This is a genomic window from Lichenicola sp. GTC18331, from assembly GCF_055386855.1.
Genome location: NZ_AP045015.1, coordinates 2,692,424 through 2,713,104 on the forward strand (window position 1 = coordinate 2,692,424; position 20,681 = coordinate 2,713,104).

The following is a 20,681-nucleotide window of genomic DNA, read 5'->3' on the forward strand; positions in this document are numbered from 1 at the left end:
TCCCGCGCCCAGATCCCTTTTGTTTCAGGATACGGCACATGGCGTCTGACAGAATCGACACGAACCGGACCGCACGGCGACGCGTCGTCGTCACCGGAATGGGTATCGCCAGTCCGCTCGGGATTGGCCTCGAGAATGTCTGGCGCCGTTTGCTCGCCTCCGAATCGGGCATCGGACGCATCACCGCGTTCGATGCGTCCGATCTTCCGGCCCAGGTGGCCGGAGAGGTCCCGGAAGGCCCCACCGCCGAAGGCAGGCTGACGCTCGGCGAATGGGTCCCCCACAAGGACCAGAAGAAGATGGACCGCTTCATCCATCTCGGCATGGTCGCCGCCACGGAAGCGGTGCGCGACAGCGGCTGGGAACCGAAGACCGAACAGGACCGGGAAGACACCGGCGTCATGATCGGCTCCGGGATCGGCGGCCTCCAGTCCATCTACGAAGCCTCGATCACCGTCCATGAGGGCAAGGCCCGGCGCATCTCGCCGTTCTTCATCCCGTCCGCGCTGATCAACCTCATTTCCGGTCACGTCTCCATCACCTTCGGGTTCAAGGGACCGAACCATTCCGCCGTTACCGCCTGCGCCACCGGCGTGCACGCGATCGGCGATGCCGCGCGCCTCATCATGCTGGGCGATGCCGAGGTGATGGTCGCAGGCGGCGCCGAAGCCGCCGTATGCGCGCTGGGGATCGCCGGTTTCTGCGCGTCCCGCGCCCTGTCCACCGGCTTCAACGACACGCCCGAAAAGGCCTCCCGCCCGTGGGACCGCGACCGTGACGGCTTCGTCATGGGCGAAGGCGCCGGCGTGGTGGTGCTGGAAGAATACGAACACGCCAAGGCACGCGGCGCCAAGATCTACGGCGAGGTGGTCGGCTACGGCTTGTCCGGCGACGCGCATCACATCACCGCCCCCGCGGAAGGCCATGCCGGCGCGTTCCGGGCGATGAAGAAGGCTTTCGCCAATGCCGGCCTCACCCCGGCCGACGTCCAGTACGTCAACGCCCACGGCACCTCGACCATGGCGGACGATCTGGAACTCGATGCGGTGGAGCGCCTGTTCGGCGATCATGCCCGCGGTCTCGCCATGTCCTCCACCAAATCCGCCACTGGCCATCTGCTCGGTGCGGCCGGTGCGATCGAGGCGATCTTCTCCATCCTGGCGATCCGCGACGGCGTCGCGCCGCCGACGCTCAACCTCGACAACCCGTCGCGGGAAAGCGTGATCGACCGCGTCGCGCACGAGGCGCAGCGCCGTTCGATCCGGACCGCGTTGTCCAACAGCTTCGGGTTCGGCGGCACCAATGCCAGCCTGATCGTTTCCGGCGTCTGAGCTGAAATTGCGTTCGATGCGGCGGATATTGGCCGCGTGTCTGGTCGCTCTGCTGCTGGCGGGTGCGGGCTTCGGCCTGCTCCGCTTCGCGGCGAACCGGAGCGGCCCGCTGCCGGAGGCGGCGGATCTCGTCATCCCGCACGGCCATCTGTCCGAGATCGCCACCGAGCTTCAGCGCGATCGCGTCCTTCCCGACGGTTCGTTCTCCTGCTTCCTGTTCCTGCTGCTGGCGCACACCACCGATCACGGCGCGCCGCTGCATGCGGCCGAACTGCACTTCCCTGCGCATGCGTCGATGGCGGAAGCCTTGTTCGTCCTGCGTCACGCCAGGCCGGTGCAGCACAAGATCACCATTCCCGAAGGCCTGACCGCAGCCCAGATCGCCGAGATCGTCGCCAAGGCGCCGATCCTGCAAGGCAGCTTCGACCTCCCGCACGAAGGCACGGTGCTGCCGCAGACCTATGCGTTCGAGCGCGGCACCACCCGCGCTGCGCTGGTCGAGCGCATGCAGGCGGCGATGACACGCGAACTCACCGTCGTCTGGGCCGGCCGCGATCCCGCCGTGCCGTTGTCGAATCCGGAGCAGCTTCTGGTGCTGGCCAGCATCGTCGAGCGTGAAACCGGCCTGCCGACGGAGCGCTCGCTGGTGGCGGAAGTGTTCGAGAACCGCTTGCGCGACGGCATGCGGCTCCAGTCGGACCCCACCGTCGCCTATGGCGCATCCGGCGGTCTCGGCCCACTGCCGCGCCCGCTGACCCGCAGCGATCTGCAGCAGCCGAGCCCCTACAACACCTATGTCGTTCCGGCGCTGCCGATCGGGCCGATCTGTTCGCCCGGTCTGGCCTCGCTGAACGCGGTGGCGCATCCGGCCCAGGGCACGCTGCTTTATTTCGTCGCCAACGGCACCGGCGGTCACGCCTTCGCCACTACGCTTGCCGCGCATCTGGCCAACGTCGCCCAGTTCCGCGCCCTGGAGGCCTCGCATCCGGGCCAGACACCGACGCTCGATCCGCTGCGTCCGCCGCCGCAGGTGCCGGCCCCGCCGCGCTAACCGCGTCGGGACATCACGGTCAGGCCTCGTCCTCGGTCAACCAGCCGTTCCGGCGCAGAACCGGCACGGTGTTGCGCGACACCGGCGCCTCGATCCCGTTGCGCAGCGCCAGAACCACCGCCCGTTCCCGCCGGCGCACTTCCGACACCGCCGACCGCGCCACCCACCAGCTCCGATGCGTCCGCAATCCCTCGATCCCGTCCAGCTCGGCCACGGCGTCGCTCAGACGCATCAGAATCAACGTGCTTCCCCGCGCCGTATGCGCCCGCACGTAGTGGTCCTCGTTCTCCAGGCACAAGAGATCGCGTCCCAGGGAGGGAGGCAGGCGGTCCAGGAACGGTGTCACTGATCTGCCGGCCGTAGGAATCGGCGGATCCGGAGCCGGCGCGACCCCGACCGCGACGGAGACCTCCGTCGCCCCGGCCGGTGCCGACGGCGGCGAGGCGCCCATCCGGTTCACGGCCAGGACCCGCAGCCCGACCGCGACCAGCCCGATCAGCACCACCTGCGGATACAGACGCGCCAAAGAACCAGCCGACACCGATCCCCATTTCATCCCCGCCATTCCGGCATTCACCAGCAGCGTGGTCGGGAACGCAGCCAGAAGACAGGCCAGGACGAGACCCAGCGGCAGGGGTAGGGTTCCATGCCGGGCCAGAGCCCGGGCGGCACCGACCACGGGCCGGAAGAACAGCGCTCCGCCCAGAAGAAAGACCGTCCACCAGAACAACCGCACCGGCAAAGGCTGGGCGAAGCTGCCGAACGGTCCCAGCACGCCCAGCAGAAGCGACAGCCCGAGCAGCACAGCGAGATCGAACACGAGTCGATTCCGCATCATTCCAGCACCGTCCCTCGAAGCCCCCGTCGCCGGAAACCTACGAACCCGCGTGCCTCAGCGGAAGCGTCCCGCTCGCGCTTCGCCAACGGCACGCGTCCGCACGCCAGACCCGGTTCGCGCTTTCGGTGTCGCCGCCTGCGTAGACGCGCTGGATCGCCGACGCGCCGACGCGATCATCGGACCAACCCCGTTCCGGAGTTCGTTCGATGTCCGCCTTTCCCGCCCTGTCGCCACCGGTCCTCACGGACCAGCGTCCGCGTCTGCTTGCCGTCGCCGCGGCGCTGCTGCTGGTCCTGCTCGGCGCGGCGGCGCTGCGCCATGCCGGTGGCGGACGAGCCGGCATCGCGCCCCACGACCCCTGGCTCGCGCTGCACCTGTTGACCGTGCTGCCGGCGATCCCGCTGGGCATCGTCATCATGCTGAACCGCAAGGGCGACCGCCTTCATCGCAGGCTGGGCCGGATCTGGGGCGCGCTGATGCTGGGTGCCGCCGCCAGCAGCTTCGGTCTCGGCCTGCATTGGGGCCCGATCCATCTGCTCTCGCTGCTCACCCTCGTCGCCGTGCCGGCCGGAATCGCCTCCGCGATGCGCGGAAACATCCGCGCCCATCGCCGCACCATGACGATCCTGTTCGCCAGCCTCGTGGTGGCGGGCTTCTTCACCCTGCTGCCGGGACGGCTGCTCGGCTCCTGGTTGTTCGGTGCCGTTTGAGCAACTTGCGGGAAATTAAACCCGACCGGCGCCGCCAAGTGGTTGCTTATTTTGCTGGGGACACCGAAATTAGGGGAGACAGATCAGGCGCTTGCCGAAGACAGGGGAAGCGCCCCCGGTCCGGCCGGACGTCCATTCGTTCCGAAGCACCAGGCACCGAATCGCAGCATCGAAGGGCCCCACGGCATCTCGCCGTGCGGTGGCGCGTCCACGTCGCCCCGCCCCGCCGATGCGCGCTCCGGCCGCCGAACACAGGAGAAGCAACCATGGTCAGACGTCACAAGGTCGAGGAAGTGGTGGGCGTGATCGAGTTCGAGGGCCGCACCCAGGAAGACCCGGTGCTTCAGGAATGGATCGCCGATCACCGTGCCCGCAACGGCGGCAAGATCCGCCTCAGCCAGGGCGGCAAGGGTACGCGCGTCATGTTCAGCAAGGCGGCCGATATGCAGTTCTGGCAGAGCCGGTCCGATCAGCTCGAGAAAGGCCGCCGTTCCGCCTGACACACCCTGCTCCACCCCCAACTCGTTTCGCAAACGGGGTGGTTGTCATCGAAGTGTCATGAGACTGTAACATCCGTGACGCCTCCACTCGCTAGGAAGCGCCCCAGGTGACGGCCGCCACACCGGCGGCCGCACAGTCCGAAGGAAGCTTCGTTCCATGCGCTCCACCCTGCGCCTTGCGGCCATTCCCGCCCTGGTTTCCGGCCTCGTGCTCGGTGCGGTCACCGCTCACGCCACCGACATCACCGGTGCCGGCTCCTCCTTCGCCGCGCCGATCTACGGCGCCTGGGGCGCCGCCGCGAAGCCGGCCACGGGCGTCACCCTGAACTATCAGTCGATCGGCTCCGGCGCCGGCGTGAACCAGGTCATCGCCCGCACGGTCGATTTCGGCGCCTCGGACGCCCCGCTCGCGGCCGACAAGCTCGCCAGCAACCACCTGCTGCAGTTCCCGACCGTCATGGGCGGCGTGGTCGCCATCGTGAACCTGCCGGGCATCAAGTCCAACCAGCTGCACCTGACCGGCGACGTGCTGGCGCAGCTCTTCTCGGGCGCCATCAGCACCTGGAACGATCCCAAGATCGCCGCGCTGAACCCGGGCGTGAAGCTGCCCGACACCGCGGTCGCCCCCGTGCACCGCGCCGATGGTTCCGGCACCACCTTCGTGTTCACCTCCTATCTCTCCAAGGCCAATGCCGACTGGAAGAGCAAGGTCGGCGCGGCCTCCTCCATCGCCTGGCCGGCCGGCGCGGGTGCGAAGGGCAATGACGGCGTCGCCGCCACCGTGCGCAACACCGAAGGCGGCATCGGCTACGTCGAATACGCCTATGCCGACAAGAACCACCTGACCACGGTCGAGCTGAAGAACAAGGACGGCCAGTTCGTCGCCCCGAACCTCGAAAGCTTCACCAAGGCCGCCGCCGGCGGAAACTGGAACACCGCCCAGAACTTCGCCGTTGACCTGCTCGACACCCCGGGCGCCGGCGCGTGGCCGATCGTGTCCGCCACCTTCGTGCTGATCCCGACGGACGCCAAGAACCCGGCCCAGAGCGGCGCGGTGCTGAAGCTGTTCGACTGGGCCTTCAAGAACGGCGCCAAGATCGCCACTGGCCTGAACTACGTCCCGCTGCCGGAAGAGGTGCAGACCACCGTCCGTCATGCCTGGACCAACGTTGCAGGCACTCCCTCCGCTCAGTAAGCGAGGGAATCTTGCGGAACCCCGTCGCCGGTTCGACCGGAAACGGGGTTCTGTCCTGATCAACGGAAGGCGATCGACGCATGAGTGCAAGCGCTCCCTCCGGACACCCTGACAGGGTCCGGTCCGCCGTGGCGGAAGGGGCTTCGAGCCGGATGGACCCGCTCTTCGCCGGGCTGGCCCGGTTCAGCGGTCTGGCGGTGCTGGTGCTGCTGGGCGGCATCATCCTGGTGATGGCGACCGGTGGCTGGCTGGCCTTCCACACCTTCGGTCTCGAATTCCTCGTCTCCTCCGCCTGGAACCCGGTGCGCGACGTCTACGGCGCGCTGACCCCGGTGTTCGGCACCCTCGTCACGTCCTTCATCGGTCTTCTGGTCGCCGTGCCGCTCGCCTTCGGCGTCGCCTTCACCCTGACCGAGATGGCGCCGCGCTGGCTCGCAGGCCCGATCGGCACAGCGGTGGAGTTGCTCGCCGCCGTGCCCTCCATCATCTTCGGCATGTGGGGCTTCTTCGTGATCGTGCCGATCATGGCGCAGCACGTGCAGCCGGCCCTGATCCATTCCGTCGGCAAGGTGCCGTTCCTGCATCCTTTCTTCTCCGGCGCGCCGTTCGGCACCGGCCTGCTCACCGGCGGGCTGATCCTCGCCGTGATGGTCACCCCGTTCATCGCCGCCGTGATGCGCGACGTGTTCAACTCCATGCCGCCGGTGCTCAAGGAAAGCGCCTACGGCCTCGGCTCCACGCGCTGGGAAGTGATGCGCAAGGTGGTGCTGCCCTGGTCCCGTACCGCGGTGATCGGCGGCATCATGCTGGGCCTCGGCCGCGCCCTGGGCGAAACCATGGCCATCACCTTCGTGATCGGCAACACCAACCGCATCAGCGCCTCCTTGTTCTCGCCCGGCAACACCATCGCCTCGCTGATCGCCCTCGAATTCCCGGAATCCGCCGCCGGGAGCCTCAAGCTCTCCGCCCTGCTGGCGCTCGGCTTCGTGCTGATGGTGATCTCCTTCATCACCCTGGCCTGTTCCAGAATGCTGCTGCGGAGGAACGGCTGATGGCCGCCGCGACCTCCCCGAACGCCGGGCTCGCACGCCGCCGGCGCGCCGCCAACATCGCCGCCACCGTGTTCGCCTATGCCGCCACCGCCATCGTCCTGGTGGCGCTGGCGTCCATCCTCGTTACGCTGATCGGCTACGGCATCGGCGGGCTCAGCATCCATACGCTAGTCACCGACACTGCGCCCGCAGGCGGCAATGGCGGCCTGCTCAACCCGATCGTCGGCAGCGCGATCCAGGTCGGCCTCGCCACTCTGCTCGGCACGCCGGTCGGCCTGCTGGCCGGCATCTATCTGGCCGAATTCGGCGGACGCTCGCCGCTCGCCGGCACGATCCGCTTCGTGTCGGACATGCTGCTGTCCGCCCCGTCCATCCTGGTCGGCCTGTTCGTGTACCTGATCCTGGTGGCGCCGTTCCACCACTTCTCCGGCTTCGCCGGCGTGGTGGCGCTCGCCATCCTGGTGGTGCCGATCGTGGTCCGCACCACCGAGGACATGCTGCGCCTGGTGCCGGTCGCCATGCGGGAAGCCGCGGCGGCGTTGGGCGCACCGCGCTGGCGCGTGGTGGTCCAGATCTGCCTGCGCGCCGCGCAGAAGGGCCTGCTCACCGGCATCCTCCTCGCCGTGGCCCGCATCGCGGGCGAAACCGCGCCGCTGCTGTTCACCTCGCTCGGCAACCTCAACTGGTCGCTGTCGCTCGGCAACGAAATGGCCAGCCTTCCGGTCACCATCTACCAGTATGCCGGCTCCCCGTCCGACGACTGGGTCCAGCTCGCCTGGACGGCGGCGCTGCTGATCACCGCCGGCGTCCTCTTCATCAACATCGTCGCCCGCATCGGGATGCGCGGCCAGAACAGGTCCTGATCATGCATTCGATCCCGCCCAACGGTCTCGCCCCGGCCGTCGACATGCAGACCGGCGCGGCCGCCCGCACCATGATCGCCATCGAGAACCTCGATTTCTTCTATGGCCAGTCGCAGGCGCTCAAGAACATCAACATCAACTTCCCCGAGCGCCAGGTCACCGGCATGATCGGGCCGTCCGGATGCGGCAAATCCACCCTGCTGCGCATCCTCAACCGGATGTACGACCTCTACCCCGGGCAGCGCGCCACGGGCTCGGTGATGATGGACGGCGAGAACATCATCGGCCCGCAGACGGACGCCAACCGCCTGCGCTCGCGCGTCGGCATGGTGTTCCAGAAACCCACCCCGTTCCCCATGTCGATCGCCGACAACATCGCCTTCGGCGTCAAGCTGCACGAGCGCCTCAGCCGCGCCGACATGAACAACCGCATCGAGGACGCGCTGCGCCGCGTGGCGCTGTGGGACGAGGTGAAGGACCGGCTCAAGGCCTCCGCCGTCGCCCTGTCCGGCGGCCAGCAGCAGCGCCTGTGCATCGCCCGCACCATCGCGACCCGCCCCGAAGTGATCCTTCTGGACGAACCCACCTCCGCGCTGGACCCGATCTCGACCGCGCGCGTCGAGGAATTGCTGGACGAGCTGAAACGCGATTTCACCATCGCCATCGTCACGCATAACCTGCAGCAGGCCGCGCGCTGCGCCGATCAGGTCGCGTTCTTCTTCATGGGCGAACTGGTGGAGGTCGGCAGCGCCGGCGCCATGTTCACCACCCCGCAGCAGAAGCGCACCCAGGACTACATCACCGGCCGGTTCGGCTGAGATCCGAGGCAGGGAACATCATCATGCCAGACGCACCCAGGCACATCGTTTCCTCCTACGAGCAGGAACTCAACCAGCTCCGCGCCCTGATGGCGCGCATGGGGGGCCTGGTCGAGAACCAGACCGCGCTCGCGATCCAGGCGATCATCGACCACAACGCCGAAAGCGCGCAGGCGGCGATGGAGCAGGATCCGGAGGTCGACGCGCTCGAACGCGAGGTGGAAAGCCGCGCGATCAAGCTGCTCGCGCTCCGCGCCCCCATGGCGCAGGACCTGCGCGAGATCGTGTCCGCCCTCAAGGTCACCAGCGACCTGGAGCGGATCGGCGACTATGCCGCCAACGTCGCCAAGCGCTCCCTGCGCCTCGGCCCCACCGGCAGCGACATCTCGCTCGGCGGGCTGCGCTCCATGGGCCGTCTGGTGCAGGAGGGCCTGCGTCTCGCCATCGACGCGCTCGGCCAGAACGACGCCGAGAAGGCGCTGGACGTGTGGCGCTCCGACAAGGCGGTGGACGAGATCTACACCGCCATGTTCCGCGAACTGGTCACCTACATGATGGAAGACCCGCGCAACATCGGCGCCTGCACGCACCTGCTGTTCATCGCCAAGAACCTGGAGCGCATCGGCGATCACGCCACCAATATCGCCGAACGGGTGCACTACTCCGTCACCGGCGAAATGCTGCCCGCATCGCGTCCGCGCGGTTCGGTCAATCCGGAGACGCCGTCGCCATGAGCCAGTCCATACCCTATTCCCCGGTCCCGTCTCCCGCTTCACCCCGACGCGCGGGCGGACGAGACGAAACCCGCCAGCGCGTGCTGGTGGTCGAGGACGATCCCTCCCTCGCGGTGATGCTGCGCTACAATCTGGAAAAGCTCGGCTATCAGGTGGACGAGGCCGCCGACGGCCAGGAAGCCCTGCTCAAGGTCGCCGAACAGGCGCCCGATCTGGTGCTGCTCGACTGGATGCTGCCCTCGCTCTCCGGCATCGAGGTCTGTCGGCAGATCCGCCGACGCACCCAGACGCGCGACCTGCCGGTGATCATGCTCACCGCACGCGTCGAGGAACAGGATTCGATCCGCGGCCTCAACACCGGCGCCGACGACTACATCACCAAGCCGTTCTCCATGGAGGCGCTCGCCGCACGCGTGCGCGCGCTCCTGCGCCGCACCCAGCCGGCCTCCTCCGGACGCACGCTGCGCTTCCACGACATCGTGCTCGACGGCACCGAACATCGCGTGCAACGCAACGACCGCCCGGTGCATCTGGGTCCGACCGAATACCGTCTGCTCGAGTTCCTGATGCAGCACCCGCGCCGCGTCTTCTCGCGCGAGGATCTGCTGAACGCCGTCTGGGGCGCTGACATCCATGTGGAAGCGCGTACGGTGGATGTGCATATCCGCAGGCTCCGCAAGGCGCTGAACGGCCCGAACGAGCAGGACGTGGTGCGCACGGTCCGCACCGCCGGCTACGCGCTCGACGTGGACGCGATCTGAACCTTTCGCGGGCGAACCGGATGACGACGCTGGCTTTCTTTCCGTCCGGGCCGCGCCCATCGTGAGCTTGTGGCGCAGGCGGCCGCCGGAAAGCGCACCGCCGAACGAACCGATCCCCATGCTGGGCGCGCCGGGCCACAACCTGTCCCTGGCCGCCCTGCTGGATCTGGTGCCGCATCCGTTGCTGGCCCTGGATCAGGACGGAACGCTCCGCCACATCAACGAGACGGCGCAGAAACAGATCGGCGACGCCCTGCCGGCGCTGCTGCGCAATCCGGCGCTGGGACAGGCGATCCGCACCCTGCCGCCGGGAGGAACGGCGCAGGTCGATCTGCAGATGGACGTGCCGGTGCATCGCACCCTGCGCGTGTCGCTGCGCTGCGAACTGGCGGCGGGCAGCACGCCCTCCGTCGCACGGCGCGGCCTGTTGATGCTGTCGGTGCAGGACCGCTCCGAGGTGGAAGCGGTGGAGCGCATGCGCAGCGACTTCATCGCCAATGCCAGCCACGAACTGCGCACCCCGCTGGCCAGCCTGATCGGCTTCATCGAAACCCTGCAGGGTCCCGCAGCGGACGACGCGCCGGCCCGGATCCGCTTCCTGTCCATCATGTCCGGGCAGGCCACGCGCATGCGCCGGCTGATCGACAACCTGCTTAGCCTGTCGCGCATCCAGATGCACGAGCATGAGCGGCCGTCGAGCCTGGTCTCGGTCGCCGTCATCGCGCGCCGCGTCGCCGATGCGCACGAGCCGTTGATGGCGGCCTCTGGCCACCGGTTGACCGTGGACATCGCCACCGGCCTGCCCCCCGTCGCCGCCGACCCGGACCAGTTGTCGCAGGTCCTGCTCAACTTCCTCGACAACACGGTGAAATACGCCGGACGCCCGGACGGGCCCACCTCGGTCGTGCTGTCGGTGGAGCCGGCCCGCGCCGGCATCGATCCTCAGGGGGACGGGGTGGTCATGGCCGTCACCGATGACGGTCCGGGAATCGCCCCTCATCACGTGCCGCGTCTCACCGAGCGCTTCTACAGGGTCGAGGACGGACCGGGCGGCAAGGTCGGCAGCGGGCTCGGTCTCGCCATCGTCAAGCACATCGTCGGCCGGCACGGCGGACGGCTGACCATCACCAGCACCGAAGGGCAGGGGGCACGCTTCGCGGTGTGGCTTCCGCGCGCGCCGGTGCCGGCCACGGCGATCGGGGCCACGCGGCAAAGGTGACAACGTATGGCGTTGCAGTCATGCAACGACATATTTCTGCAATAAATCCTTCGCCGAACCGACACTTCGTCCCGGAACCCTTTTCGTTATTCGTTCCGCGTCCGCAAGGCAGGCAAATCCCTGCACGCACGAAAGTTGGGTTTCATGACAAGACGATTTCCGAAATCAGCCCTGATGGCTGCGACAGCGCTGTGCGGCGCCGTGTCCGCCGTCCCGGCCAAGGCGGATACGACGTCGGCTCAGATCTCCGCCATCGAGAAGCAGATCCACGCGCTCGAGGGTCAGCTGTCCCACATGAAGCGCGACCTCTCCGCGCGGAACGAGGAAGTGGTCGCCGCCCGCCGCGAAGCCTCCATCGCCGCGCGTCAGGCGCGCGAGGCGCAGGAGCGTATGGGCCCGATCCGCTACGACACCAGCGGCCGTCCGCTGCCGCCGATGCCGTTGTCGGCCCCCCCGGGCTACGCCGCCTATTCCGGTTACGCCGGTTCCAACGGTTCGCCGTACATGAACGTCGCTGGCTACCCGAGCTACGTGCCGAGCGGTCCGAAGCTGAAGCAGGGCCAGTTCCAGCTCGGCGGCATCCGCGTGACGCTGGGCGGCTTCCTGGAAGGCGCCGGCATCTATCGCTCGCGTAACGAAGCGGCCGACATCTCGTCCAGCTTCAATACCGGCATCCCGTATCCGCAGAGCCCGAACTATCATCAGAGCGAGTTCCGCGGCACCGCCCGTCAGAGCCGCGTTTCGCTGATGGCCGAGGGCAACCCCAACAGCGTGACCACGCTGACCGGCTATTACGAAGCCGATTTCAACAGTGCCGGCGTCACCTCCAACTCCAACGAGAGCAACAGCTACACGCTGCGTGAGCGTCAGCTGTTCGGCCAGTACTACCGCTCCGATCTCGACTTCTACCTGCTCGGCGGTATGTCCTGGAGCTTGCTGACCATGGGCAAGGCCGGCATGGCCGGTCGCAGCGAAGACCTGCCGGCGGTGATCGACGCCCAGTACGTTCCGGGCTTCACCTGGACGCGCAACATCGGCGTGCGCGTGGTGAAGGGTTTCGACCACGACAAGTTCGACATCGGCTTCGCGGTCGAAAATCCGGAAAGCTCCTACGCGAGCACGACGACCTCGCTGCACGGTGCGACGATCAACGTCACCACGCCGGGTCTGGCCGGCAACGGGTCGACGCTGAACTCCGGCTTCAACTATTCCAACGACGAAGCGCCGGACCTGATCGCGAAGGTCACGGCCGATCCGGGCTGGGGCCATTACGAGCTGTTCGGCATCGCGCGCTTCCTGCACAGCCGCGTCGAATACCCGGGCGCCGGCGCCAACAAGAACGTGCTGGCCGGCGGCGGTGGCGGCGGCTTCACCCTGCCGCTGTTCCACAAGCGCCTCGAACTGCGCGCCCAGGCGATGGCCGGCGAAGGCATCGGCCGCTACGGATCGACGCAGATGGTCGACGCCACCATCGGCCGCGACGGCTCGCCGGCGCCCCTGCCGCAGGTCATGGCGCTGGGCGGACTGGTCTTCCACGCCACCAAGAAGCTCGACTTCTACTCCTATGTCGGCACCGAACAGATCCTGCACGCCGTGGACTACAATGTCGGCAAGGTCGGTTACGGTTACGGCAGCCCGCTCTACTCCAATGCCGGCTGCGAGACCGAGCTGAGCACGCTCTCCTGCGCCGCCAACACCAAGGGCATCGTCCAGTTCACGGGCGGCACCTGGTGGAAATTCCTGAAGGGCGATTTCGGCACCATGCAGACCGGCCTCCAGTACTCCTACACCAAGCGGGAAATCTTCCCGGGCGTCGGCGGCAATCCCAGCACCGACGAGAATATCCTGATGTTCTCCTTCCGCTACTACCCGTTCCAGTAAATCGCCCCCATCGGGCGAGACGAGGCAGCACGGCCGTCTCCGAAAGGGCCGGCCGTTTTGTTTTCGTATCGTTATTGTGCACTGCACTTGCAATCGGGTGTGCCGGTCGCTATGTGAGCGGCCGTGGGTGCCCTGCGCAGCGCCTGTCGTCTGCTGAACATCAGCTGGATCGGCGCAGAGGCCCGGCTCGTTTCGGATACGACACCCACCACCCTGCGATCGCCCGGCCGACTGGTTCACCCGAACCGTCCGTCAGCCATTCCTTCATTGTTTTATGCGATAGCCGTGCCGTTGCCCTCCGGTGACGCAGGCTCCGGGCGCCAGGGAGGCGCCACCAAACCCATGACCACTTTCGCCGATCTCAAACTCTCCGAACCCCTCCTCCGCGCCCTTGGCGAGGAAGGCTACACCACCCCGACCCCGATCCAGGCCGGCGCGATCCCGTATCTGCTGGAAGGCCGCGACATTCTGGGCCTCGCCCAGACCGGCACCGGCAAGACCGCCGCCTTCGCCCTGCCGATCCTGCACCGTCTGGCGCAGCATCGCGTGCCGCACACCCCGAAGGGCCCGCGCGTTCTCGTGCTGGCGCCGACCCGGGAGCTCGCGATGCAGATTGACGAGAGCTTCGCCTCCTATGCCCGCCACATGCGTTTCTCGCACGCCGTGATCTTCGGCGGCGTCGGCCAGGGCCGTCAGGTGGAAGCCATGCGCCGTGGCGTCGATGTGCTCACCGCAGCGCCCGGTCGTCTGCTCGACCTCGTCAACCAGGGCCATATCGACCTGAGTTGCGTCGAGGTGCTGGTGCTCGACGAGGCCGACCGCATGCTCGACATGGGCTTCGTGCGCGATATCCGCCGCATCGTCGCCCTGCTGCCGACCGATCGTCAGACCCTGCTGTTCTCGGCCACCATGCCGCGCTCCATCTCCGATCTCGCCGCCAGCCTGCTGCGCGACCCGGCCACGGTGGAAGTCACCCCGCCCTCGACCACGGTGGAGAAGATCCGTCAGGCGGTGATGTTCGTCGACGACGAGAACAAGAAGCAGGCCCTGCTCACCCTGGTGCAGTCGCCCAAGGTGGTGCGCGCCATCGTCTTCACCCTGATGAAGCACGAAGCCAACAAGGTGGCCGAGTTCCTGTGCAAGCAGGGCATCGCCGCGGAGGCCATCCACGGCAACAAGAGCCAGGGCGCGCGCGAGCGGGCCATGGCCGGCTTCCGCTCCGGCGCGGTCAAGGTGCTGGTGGCGACCGACATCGCCGCGCGCGGCATCGACGTGGACGAGGTGAGCCACGTCTTCAACTACGACCTGCCCAACGTGCCGGAAAGCTACGTGCACCGCATCGGCCGCACCGCGCGCGCCGGCCGCGAAGGCTGGGCGGTGTCGCTGTGCAATGCCGAACAGCGCGCCTGGCTGCGCGACATCGAGAAGGATATCGGCAAGCCCCTGCCGGTGTTCATGGACCACCCGTTCCACTCCGAGGCGGCGTCGGCGTCCACCATGCGTCCGCCCGTCCTGGGCGGCGGCGGTCGCGGTCGTGGTGGCCAGCAGAATGGCGGCCATCGCGGCGGCCAGAACGCCGGCGGCCATCATCGTGGCGGCGGCCGTCCGGCCGGCGGCCACCAGGACGCGCATCGCGGCGGTCATCGCAGCGGCCAGGGCCAGCAGCGCCGGTCCAGCGGCGCACGTTCGAGCTGAGACCAGTGACCGTCACGGCGCTGCGCGGACGGATCGTCGGGTTCCGCGACGATCCCTTCCTGCAGCCGCCGTCCGCATGCCTCCAGTACGAGCCCGACGGGCTCGTACTGATCCGCGACGGTCATATCGAGTCGGTGGGCCCCTACGCCGAACTCGCGCAGACCCTGCCGCCCGGCACGCCGCTCCACGAATACGGCGACGCGATCATCTCCGCCGGCTTCGTCGACGCGCACGTCCATTTCCCGCAGCTCGGCGTGGTCGCCGCCCCCGGCGAGCAGTTGCTGGAATGGCTGGAACGCTACGTGTTCCCGGCCGAAGCCCGCTTCGCGGACGAGACCCATGCCGAGCGCGTCGCGGGTTTGTTCCTGCGCGAGTTGCTGCGCAACGGCACCACCACGGCCTGCGTCTATTGCAGCGTCCACCCGCAATCGGTGGACGCGTTCTTCCGCGAGTCAGAGCGCTCCAACACCCGCATGATCGCAGGCAAGGTGCTGATGGACCGCAACGCCCCTCCGGCCTTGCGCGACACGGCCCGCACAGGTCACGACGACAGCCTCGCCCTGATCCGTCGCTGGCACCGGCGCGGCCGGCAGAGCTATGCCGTCACCCCGCGCTTCGCCGCATCGTGTTCGCCGGAACAGCTCGAGGCCGCCGGCGACCTGCTCCGGCGCGACGACGATCTGTTCGTGCAAACCCATCTCTCGGAAAACCACGCCGAGATCGCATGGGTGAAACAGCTTTTTCCGGACAGCGCGTCCTATCTCGATGTCTATGACCGCTACGGCCTGGTCGGTGAACGCACCGTGCTCGGACACGGAATCCATCTCGACGAAGCCGATTTCTGTTCCTGCCATCGCCGGGGCGCCGCCCTGGCGCACTGCCCGACCTCGAACCGCTTTCTCGGCTCGGGCGCGTTCCGCCTGTTCGAAGCCCGGGACGGACGCCGCCCCGTCAACGTCGCCCTTGGAACCGATATCGGCGCGGGTACAAGCCTGTCCCAGCTCGCGACCCTGGGTGAAGCCTACAAGACGGCACAGGCAGTCGGCCGGGGCACGCTCGGCGCGATCCAGGGTTTCTGGCTGGCCACGCTCGGCGGCGCCCGCGCCCTGCGTCTCGACGACCGCATCGGCCGCATCGCCTCCGGCTTCGAAGCCGATCTCGTCGTGCTCGATCCCGGCGCGACCGATCTGCTGCGTTTCCGCACCGAACAGAACGGCGACATCGAGGACACGCTGTTCGCCCTGATGACTCTCGGCGACGATCGCGCCGTACGCGCCACCTGGGTCGCCGGCGCCTGCGTCTATGACCGGAACCGCGCGGAACCTTTCCAAATGTCGTAGAGATGAAGTCGAATTATCTTCCCTGTTTCTTGACGACACAAGAACGAAGATATGTTAGAAACGATATCGAGGCTTTCAGGATCATTGGCTCGTATAATATGTCGGATACAGTAACGCAGCGTTCGTTTAGGTTGGTGGCCGCAAGATCGATTTCTACACTTCTTCGGAGACCGTTGTTTCTCTGGGTGCTCGTGATTCCGAATCTTGTTTCGATCGGGTATTTTGGATTCATTGCATCGCCGATCTATCGTTCCACCGCTTCGATTTTGGTGACGAGTCCAAAGGGTTCCGGCAACACGTCACTGACGTCGATGTTGTCCGGTGTCGGTAGCGATTCGTCTCATGACGGATCATATCTGCTGAAAGCGCATATTGGCTCCTGGTCAATGTTCCGCACCGTTACGGACAGGCTGCAGGCTCAGAAGCATTACGAATCCGCAGATTTCATCGACCGTTTCGGCGGACTTTGGTCCGGCTTCAGCACTAGCGATACAGCGCTGTGGTCATACTACCAGCGTATGGTACGGGCAGATGTCGACGAGAAGAGTGGTATCGTCACCATCGAAGCCGATGGTTACAGCTCCCAATTCGTCGAAGCGATGGTGGCCAACCTGATGCACGAATCTCTGGTCCATATGGACCGGATGACGGATGATCAGGAGGCAGATCGCATTCGCGACTCGCAAGAGCGGAAGAGCCAACTTCAGAAGGCTGTCGCCGACGACGAGTCCGCCATCGCCGCGTTCCGCTCGCGTCAAGGAGTCTACGATCCGAAGGAGCGCTACGCCGCCGATCTGGAGCTTCATTCTTCTCTGACCTCTCGGGCGGTCGATCTGGAAGCGCAACGCGTCGCAACCGAGGCGGCCACTCCCGGCAATCCCGGCACGCAGGCGCTGGAGAAGGCAATCAAGGCGGTTCGCGCGCGTGCCGATGGCGCGCTGTCTACTCTCCCGGTCCTGGCGCAGGACGCCGCGCAATACGAGCAGCTGACGATCAAACGCGACAACGACATCGCCCTGCTGACGCAGGCGACGTTGGCCGCGCAGCAGGCCGAGTTGAACGCACAGCAGAATCGCTACTATCTCAGTGTCGTCAGTCCGCCGAGTGCACCCAGCACGCCGGAGTTGCCTCATCGTGCCGAATGGATCGCGATCGTGCTTGTGGTTTCCCTTCTCGCCTGGAGCCTGCTGCGGTGAGCCGCCGTTTCTTGCGCAGTGTCTCGCTGCCTTTGGCGCCGCTCCTGTTCTCCGCCGGTTGCGCCGTTCTTCCGTCGACGGGTCCAGGCGTGGCAGCGGTTGACCAGACGCCAGGCGTCACCGTGGTCGATGTGACGCCGATCTACGCCGCCACCCTCGCGTCGTCCGAAGCAAGCATGCGTGCCGCGCGTCTCGCTTCTGCGCGACAAGCGGCAACAGTGCCTGGCAGAGCCAATGGCAACACGCTCGCTGTCGGTGACAAGCTGGCCGTTTCGCTATGGCTCTATGCCGTACCCGCCACCGGGGCTGGTTCAAATGTGCTGCCTTCGGCGCCGACCCGCCAGGATCTGGGCACCGTCACTCTCGATCAGAATGGCCGGGTATCGCTGCCCTATATCGGCACAAGAGTGCTGGCTGGTTTGACGCCGGATGCGGCCGAAAAGCAGCTCAGCGCCGCCTACAATGGTCTGCACACCATGGTCGGCCCTTCCGTTTCGCTGGAAGTGGTCCAGTCGCCCACGCGAGATATCCTTGTCACCGGTGCCGTCGGTGATCCCAAGCGTGTGGCCTGGACGCCGAACGGACTGAGCCTCGCTGATGCGTTGACGCAAGCGTCTGGCAGTGGTGCCGCTGCGCTTGTCGGCGGTTCGAGCCGCGAACGCGGCGTTGCCGCGTCGCATGTGGAAATTCTGCGCCGGGGTCAGCAGGTCGCCACTCTCCCCACGCCGTTGGCTTTGCGCTCCACCATTCCGCTCCAGCCCGGCGATACGCTGGTGGTCGACGATGCGGCGCCGGTGAAGGTTGCATTGCTGGGCGGTGGCGCAGCGAAGGTTGGTACCTACGACTTCGCCGAGGGCTCCACGCTGACCGATGCACTGGCCAGCGCCAACGGTCTTAACGACAACACCGCCGACTCGCGCGCTTTGTTCGTGCTTCGCGATCAGAAGCAAGCCACACCGGTGCTGTATCGGTTTCCGATGCAGACCGGCGCTGGTCTCATCGCGGCGCGACGGTTTCCTATGCATGATGGCGATCTGATCTACGTATCCGATGCACCGACCGTTGCGATCAGCAAGGTCGTCTCCATGCTCTACGGCTTTGCAATGCCGGCTCTGCTGGCGAAGTAATGTCGTTCGTCTCGTGTCCGGCATCCATGCCGGAGCGGGATCCATCCATTTGGATCGTGTGGGTATGACTACTGGCCTTGGGAACTATCTCGCGCTTGCTAATCGAGTCGGCGCGAGAGTGCGGAGCTGGGCCGAGCTTCGTGTGTGGCTCGACGCGCATCCGGGTGAGGGGCTGCAACCTCCACCTCGGCGTCTTCAGGTCCTGCCTCCGCCAATGACGGTAAGTCGCCGCGGCAACGTGCGCGAAATCCACGGAATCGTTTGTGATTCCGCCGAAAAGCTGGGCTGGGAAAAGGCAGTCAATCACCGCCAGCGCGTGACGCTGTTTCTGGCCAGCGCATCGACAATCGGCATCCTGTTGTTGTCGCATTCCGCGTTACAAGCGCAGAACATGCCGCTTGCTTCGATGCGTCTGTATCTCATCGTCTACGGCCTGATGACGTTCTTCATGACGTCGAACTTCTTCAAGCTGATGCTCGGCACCTGGCACATGGTGCGCGGCCCGGAGCGTAATCCGTTTCATCCCGTGCATCGGTCTGCGGAGCCGGACGAAGACATGCGCTGCGCGATCCTGTTCCCGGTCTATCACGAGGACTCAGCCCGTGTTTCGGCCGGTATGGCCGCGACGTGGCGGTCCATTGCCGCCCACAGGCCGGATCTCGCCGGGCGCTTCGACCTCTTGCTGCTGTCCGACAGCCGTGCCACCGAACACTGGATCACTGAACAAGCGGCGGTGCATGAGTTGCGCCGCGCTTTGCCGGATGCCCGTGTCTATTACCGTCATCGCGCCTCCAATTCGAACTCGAAGATGGGCAACGTCGCCGACTTCTGCCGCCGCTGGGGGCAGAACTATCGCTACATGGTCGTGATGGATGCCGACAGTCTCATGGACGGCGAAAGCATCATCTCGCTCGTCAAGATGATGGAAGGCAACGATCGCATCGGCATTCTGCAAACCAACCCGAAGCCGATCCTGCGTGAAAGCCTGTTCGGGCGTATGCAGCAGTTCGCAGGACGGCTCTACGGTTCGGTGTTCTCCTACGGGCTGCAGGCGATCTATATGGGACAGGCCAGCTATATCGGCCACAATGCGATCCTGCGTGTGCAGAGCTTCACCGAACACTGCATGCTGCCCGAGCTGTCCGGCTCGAAACCCTGGGGCGGTAAACCGCTCAGTCACGATATTCTCGAATCCGCTCTGATGGCACGCGCCGGACAGGAGGTGTGGTTCATTCCTTCCCTGCAAGGATCATACGAAGAAGTTCCGGCTAATCTGATGGGCTTCCTCGCGCGGGAACGTCGCTGGATGCAGGGCAACCTTCAGCATATTCGCTTCGTGCTTCTGCGTGGTCTCAAACCGATCCACCGTGAAACACTGATCAGCGGTTCGATGAGCTATGTCTCGGCACCGCTCTGGGCCGTCTTCCTCATGGTCTCGGCGTTTGGACTGGTGAATTTCCTGCACGAGGCGCATGTCTCGATTGGCGGTCTCAGGCAGTTGCAATTGCCGATGGCGATGCTGCTCGCCTCATCCATGGTGTTCCTCTTCATGCCGCGCGTGCTGGCAGTCTCCATCAATCTAAGGTCCGATCGCGCCAGGCTCTATGGTGGCAAGGACAAGCTGCTTTGGTCGGTGCTGATCGAGACGGTGTTCTCGTTCTTCTTCGCACCGATCATGATGGCCTTCATCACCCGCTTCATCTGGCTGTGGTCCAAGCGAAAAAGCATCAGTTGGGGCACGCAACAGCGCGACGATGCTCCATTGCCATGGCGCGAGTGCCTGAAAGGGTTCGGTTGGCTCGCCTCGCTCGGGATCATCTGCTGGATCGGCATGCTCTGGGGCGTTTCGCATATTGCCAGTGCCAAAGCCGGCTTGATCCTGACCGCCACAGGCGGCTGGGTGAAACCGAGCGACCTGCTGCTTTGGTATTTCCCGATCGCGTCCGGCTTCGCGTTCTCGCCGCTCATCGCCCGGTTCACCAGCCGCACGTTCCCGTCGCTGCGGCGGCGCAGCTTGTTTCTCACTCCCGAAGAAGTCGAAACGCCGCAAGTAATTCGCGACCTGGAGCAGTGGCACGAGCGCATGAAGCGAGCCCTTCCCAACGCGGAAACGCCCGGCCAGGCTGTCCAGCACGCTCTGAAAAGTCCCGCTTTCTATCTCGCCCATCGTGCATCGACCCGCTTCCGCCCGATCGTTTCCGCGTGGCTGCTGCCCAAGATCCGATCGGGTGTTCCGTTGAGCCGACGCGAAATCCTGCTCGCCATCGGAGAGCGGGACTGCTTCGATTGTTTGCATGAACAGGCGGCGATGCGGGATCACGCCGGAACGGAGCCTTACCTCCAGTCCATGGTCGCCTGACCTGCGGCGAC

General features: G+C 66.1%; 18 protein-coding genes. 17 read left to right on the forward strand and 1 reads right to left on the reverse strand.

Features of this window, described 5'->3' with window-relative positions; all coding sequences use genetic code 11:
• Window positions 1-38: 38 nt before the first annotated feature.
• Both fabF and mltG read left to right on the forward strand, forming a co-directional pair.
• On the forward strand, window positions 39-1,331 hold the full coding sequence (gene fabF / locus ACZ5BM_RS12345) for a beta-ketoacyl-ACP synthase II (protein ID WP_498908334.1): 1,293 nt from the start codon (window positions 39-41) through the stop codon (window positions 1,329-1,331).
• Between the two features lie 16 nt (window positions 1,332-1,347).
• Complete coding sequence (gene mltG, locus ACZ5BM_RS12350) at window positions 1,348-2,382, forward strand: endolytic transglycosylase MltG (RefSeq protein WP_498908336.1); 1,035 nt, start codon at window positions 1,348-1,350, stop codon at window positions 2,380-2,382.
• Between the two features lie 19 nt (window positions 2,383-2,401).
• Here mltG and ACZ5BM_RS12355 read toward each other — a convergent pair whose 3' ends face one another.
• Window positions 2,402-3,220: a LytTR family DNA-binding domain-containing protein gene (locus tag ACZ5BM_RS12355; protein ID WP_498908338.1), complete on the reverse strand. Its 819-nt coding sequence runs from the start codon at window positions 3,218-3,220 to the stop codon at window positions 2,402-2,404.
• A 206-nt stretch (window positions 3,221-3,426) separates the two neighbouring features.
• Between ACZ5BM_RS12355 and ACZ5BM_RS12360 the strand changes: the two genes are divergently transcribed.
• From ACZ5BM_RS12360 to mdoH, 15 genes are all read left to right on the forward strand, one after another.
• Window positions 3,427-3,930 (forward strand): DUF2306 domain-containing protein, encoded by a 504-nt coding sequence (locus ACZ5BM_RS12360; protein WP_498908340.1) that lies wholly within the window; start codon window positions 3,427-3,429, stop codon window positions 3,928-3,930.
• Between the two features lie 266 nt (window positions 3,931-4,196).
• The gene (locus tag ACZ5BM_RS12365) at window positions 4,197-4,430 is read left to right on the forward strand and encodes a hypothetical protein (protein WP_422863794.1); all 234 of its coding nucleotides are present in this window, start codon (window positions 4,197-4,199) and stop codon (window positions 4,428-4,430) included.
• Between the two features lie 157 nt (window positions 4,431-4,587).
• Entirely contained in the window at window positions 4,588-5,625 is a 1,038-nt protein-coding gene (gene pstS / locus ACZ5BM_RS12370) for a type 2 periplasmic-binding domain-containing protein (RefSeq protein WP_498908341.1), read from the forward strand.
• 80 nt (window positions 5,626-5,705) lie between these two features.
• Window positions 5,706-6,677, forward strand: coding sequence for a phosphate ABC transporter permease subunit PstC (gene pstC, locus ACZ5BM_RS12375; RefSeq protein ID WP_498908343.1), 972 nt, complete (start codon window positions 5,706-5,708; stop codon window positions 6,675-6,677).
• A complete protein-coding gene (gene pstA, locus ACZ5BM_RS12380) occupies window positions 6,677-7,540 on the forward strand; it encodes an ABC transporter permease family protein (RefSeq protein WP_498908345.1) in 864 nt (287 codons plus the stop codon). Before pstC ends, pstA begins: the two co-directional genes overlap by 1 nt.
• Window positions 7,541-7,584: 44 nt before the next feature.
• A complete protein-coding gene (gene pstB / locus ACZ5BM_RS12385; RefSeq protein WP_498911612.1) occupies window positions 7,585-8,358 on the forward strand; it encodes a phosphate ABC transporter ATP-binding protein PstB in 774 nt (257 codons plus the stop codon).
• A 23-nt stretch (window positions 8,359-8,381) separates the two neighbouring features.
• Window positions 8,382-9,092, forward strand: coding sequence for a phosphate signaling complex PhoU family protein (gene phoU, locus ACZ5BM_RS12390; RefSeq protein WP_498908346.1), 711 nt, complete (start codon window positions 8,382-8,384; stop codon window positions 9,090-9,092).
• A complete protein-coding gene (gene phoB, locus ACZ5BM_RS12395; RefSeq protein ID WP_498908347.1) occupies window positions 9,089-9,853 on the forward strand; it encodes a response regulator in 765 nt (254 codons plus the stop codon). The genes phoU and phoB overlap by 4 nt, the downstream gene beginning before the upstream one ends.
• Before the next feature lie 118 nt (window positions 9,854-9,971).
• Entirely contained in the window at window positions 9,972-11,072 is a 1,101-nt protein-coding gene (locus ACZ5BM_RS12400; protein ID WP_498908349.1) for a sensor histidine kinase, read from the forward strand.
• Window positions 11,073-11,246: 174 nt separating this feature from the next.
• Complete coding sequence (locus ACZ5BM_RS12405; RefSeq protein WP_498908350.1) at window positions 11,247-12,953, forward strand: hypothetical protein; 1,707 nt, start codon at window positions 11,247-11,249, stop codon at window positions 12,951-12,953.
• Window positions 12,954-13,295: 342 nt separating this feature from the next.
• The gene (locus ACZ5BM_RS12410) at window positions 13,296-14,648 is read left to right on the forward strand and encodes a DEAD/DEAH box helicase (protein WP_498908351.1); all 1,353 of its coding nucleotides are present in this window, start codon (window positions 13,296-13,298) and stop codon (window positions 14,646-14,648) included.
• Between the two features lie 5 nt (window positions 14,649-14,653).
• Complete coding sequence (gene guaD / locus ACZ5BM_RS12415) at window positions 14,654-15,988, forward strand: guanine deaminase (RefSeq protein WP_498908353.1); 1,335 nt, start codon at window positions 14,654-14,656, stop codon at window positions 15,986-15,988.
• A 173-nt stretch (window positions 15,989-16,161) separates the two neighbouring features.
• On the forward strand, window positions 16,162-17,184 hold the full coding sequence (locus ACZ5BM_RS12420; protein ID WP_498908354.1) for a KpsE/RkpR family capsule polysaccharide export protein: 1,023 nt from the start codon (window positions 16,162-16,164) through the stop codon (window positions 17,182-17,184).
• Window positions 17,181-18,311, forward strand: coding sequence for a polysaccharide biosynthesis/export family protein (locus tag ACZ5BM_RS12425; protein ID WP_498908356.1), 1,131 nt, complete (start codon window positions 17,181-17,183; stop codon window positions 18,309-18,311). The genes ACZ5BM_RS12420 and ACZ5BM_RS12425 overlap by 4 nt, the downstream gene beginning before the upstream one ends.
• Before the next feature lie 13 nt (window positions 18,312-18,324).
• Complete coding sequence (gene mdoH, locus ACZ5BM_RS12430; protein ID WP_498908357.1) at window positions 18,325-20,670, forward strand: glucans biosynthesis glucosyltransferase MdoH; 2,346 nt, start codon at window positions 18,325-18,327, stop codon at window positions 20,668-20,670.
• Window positions 20,671-20,681: the final 11 nt, after the last annotated feature.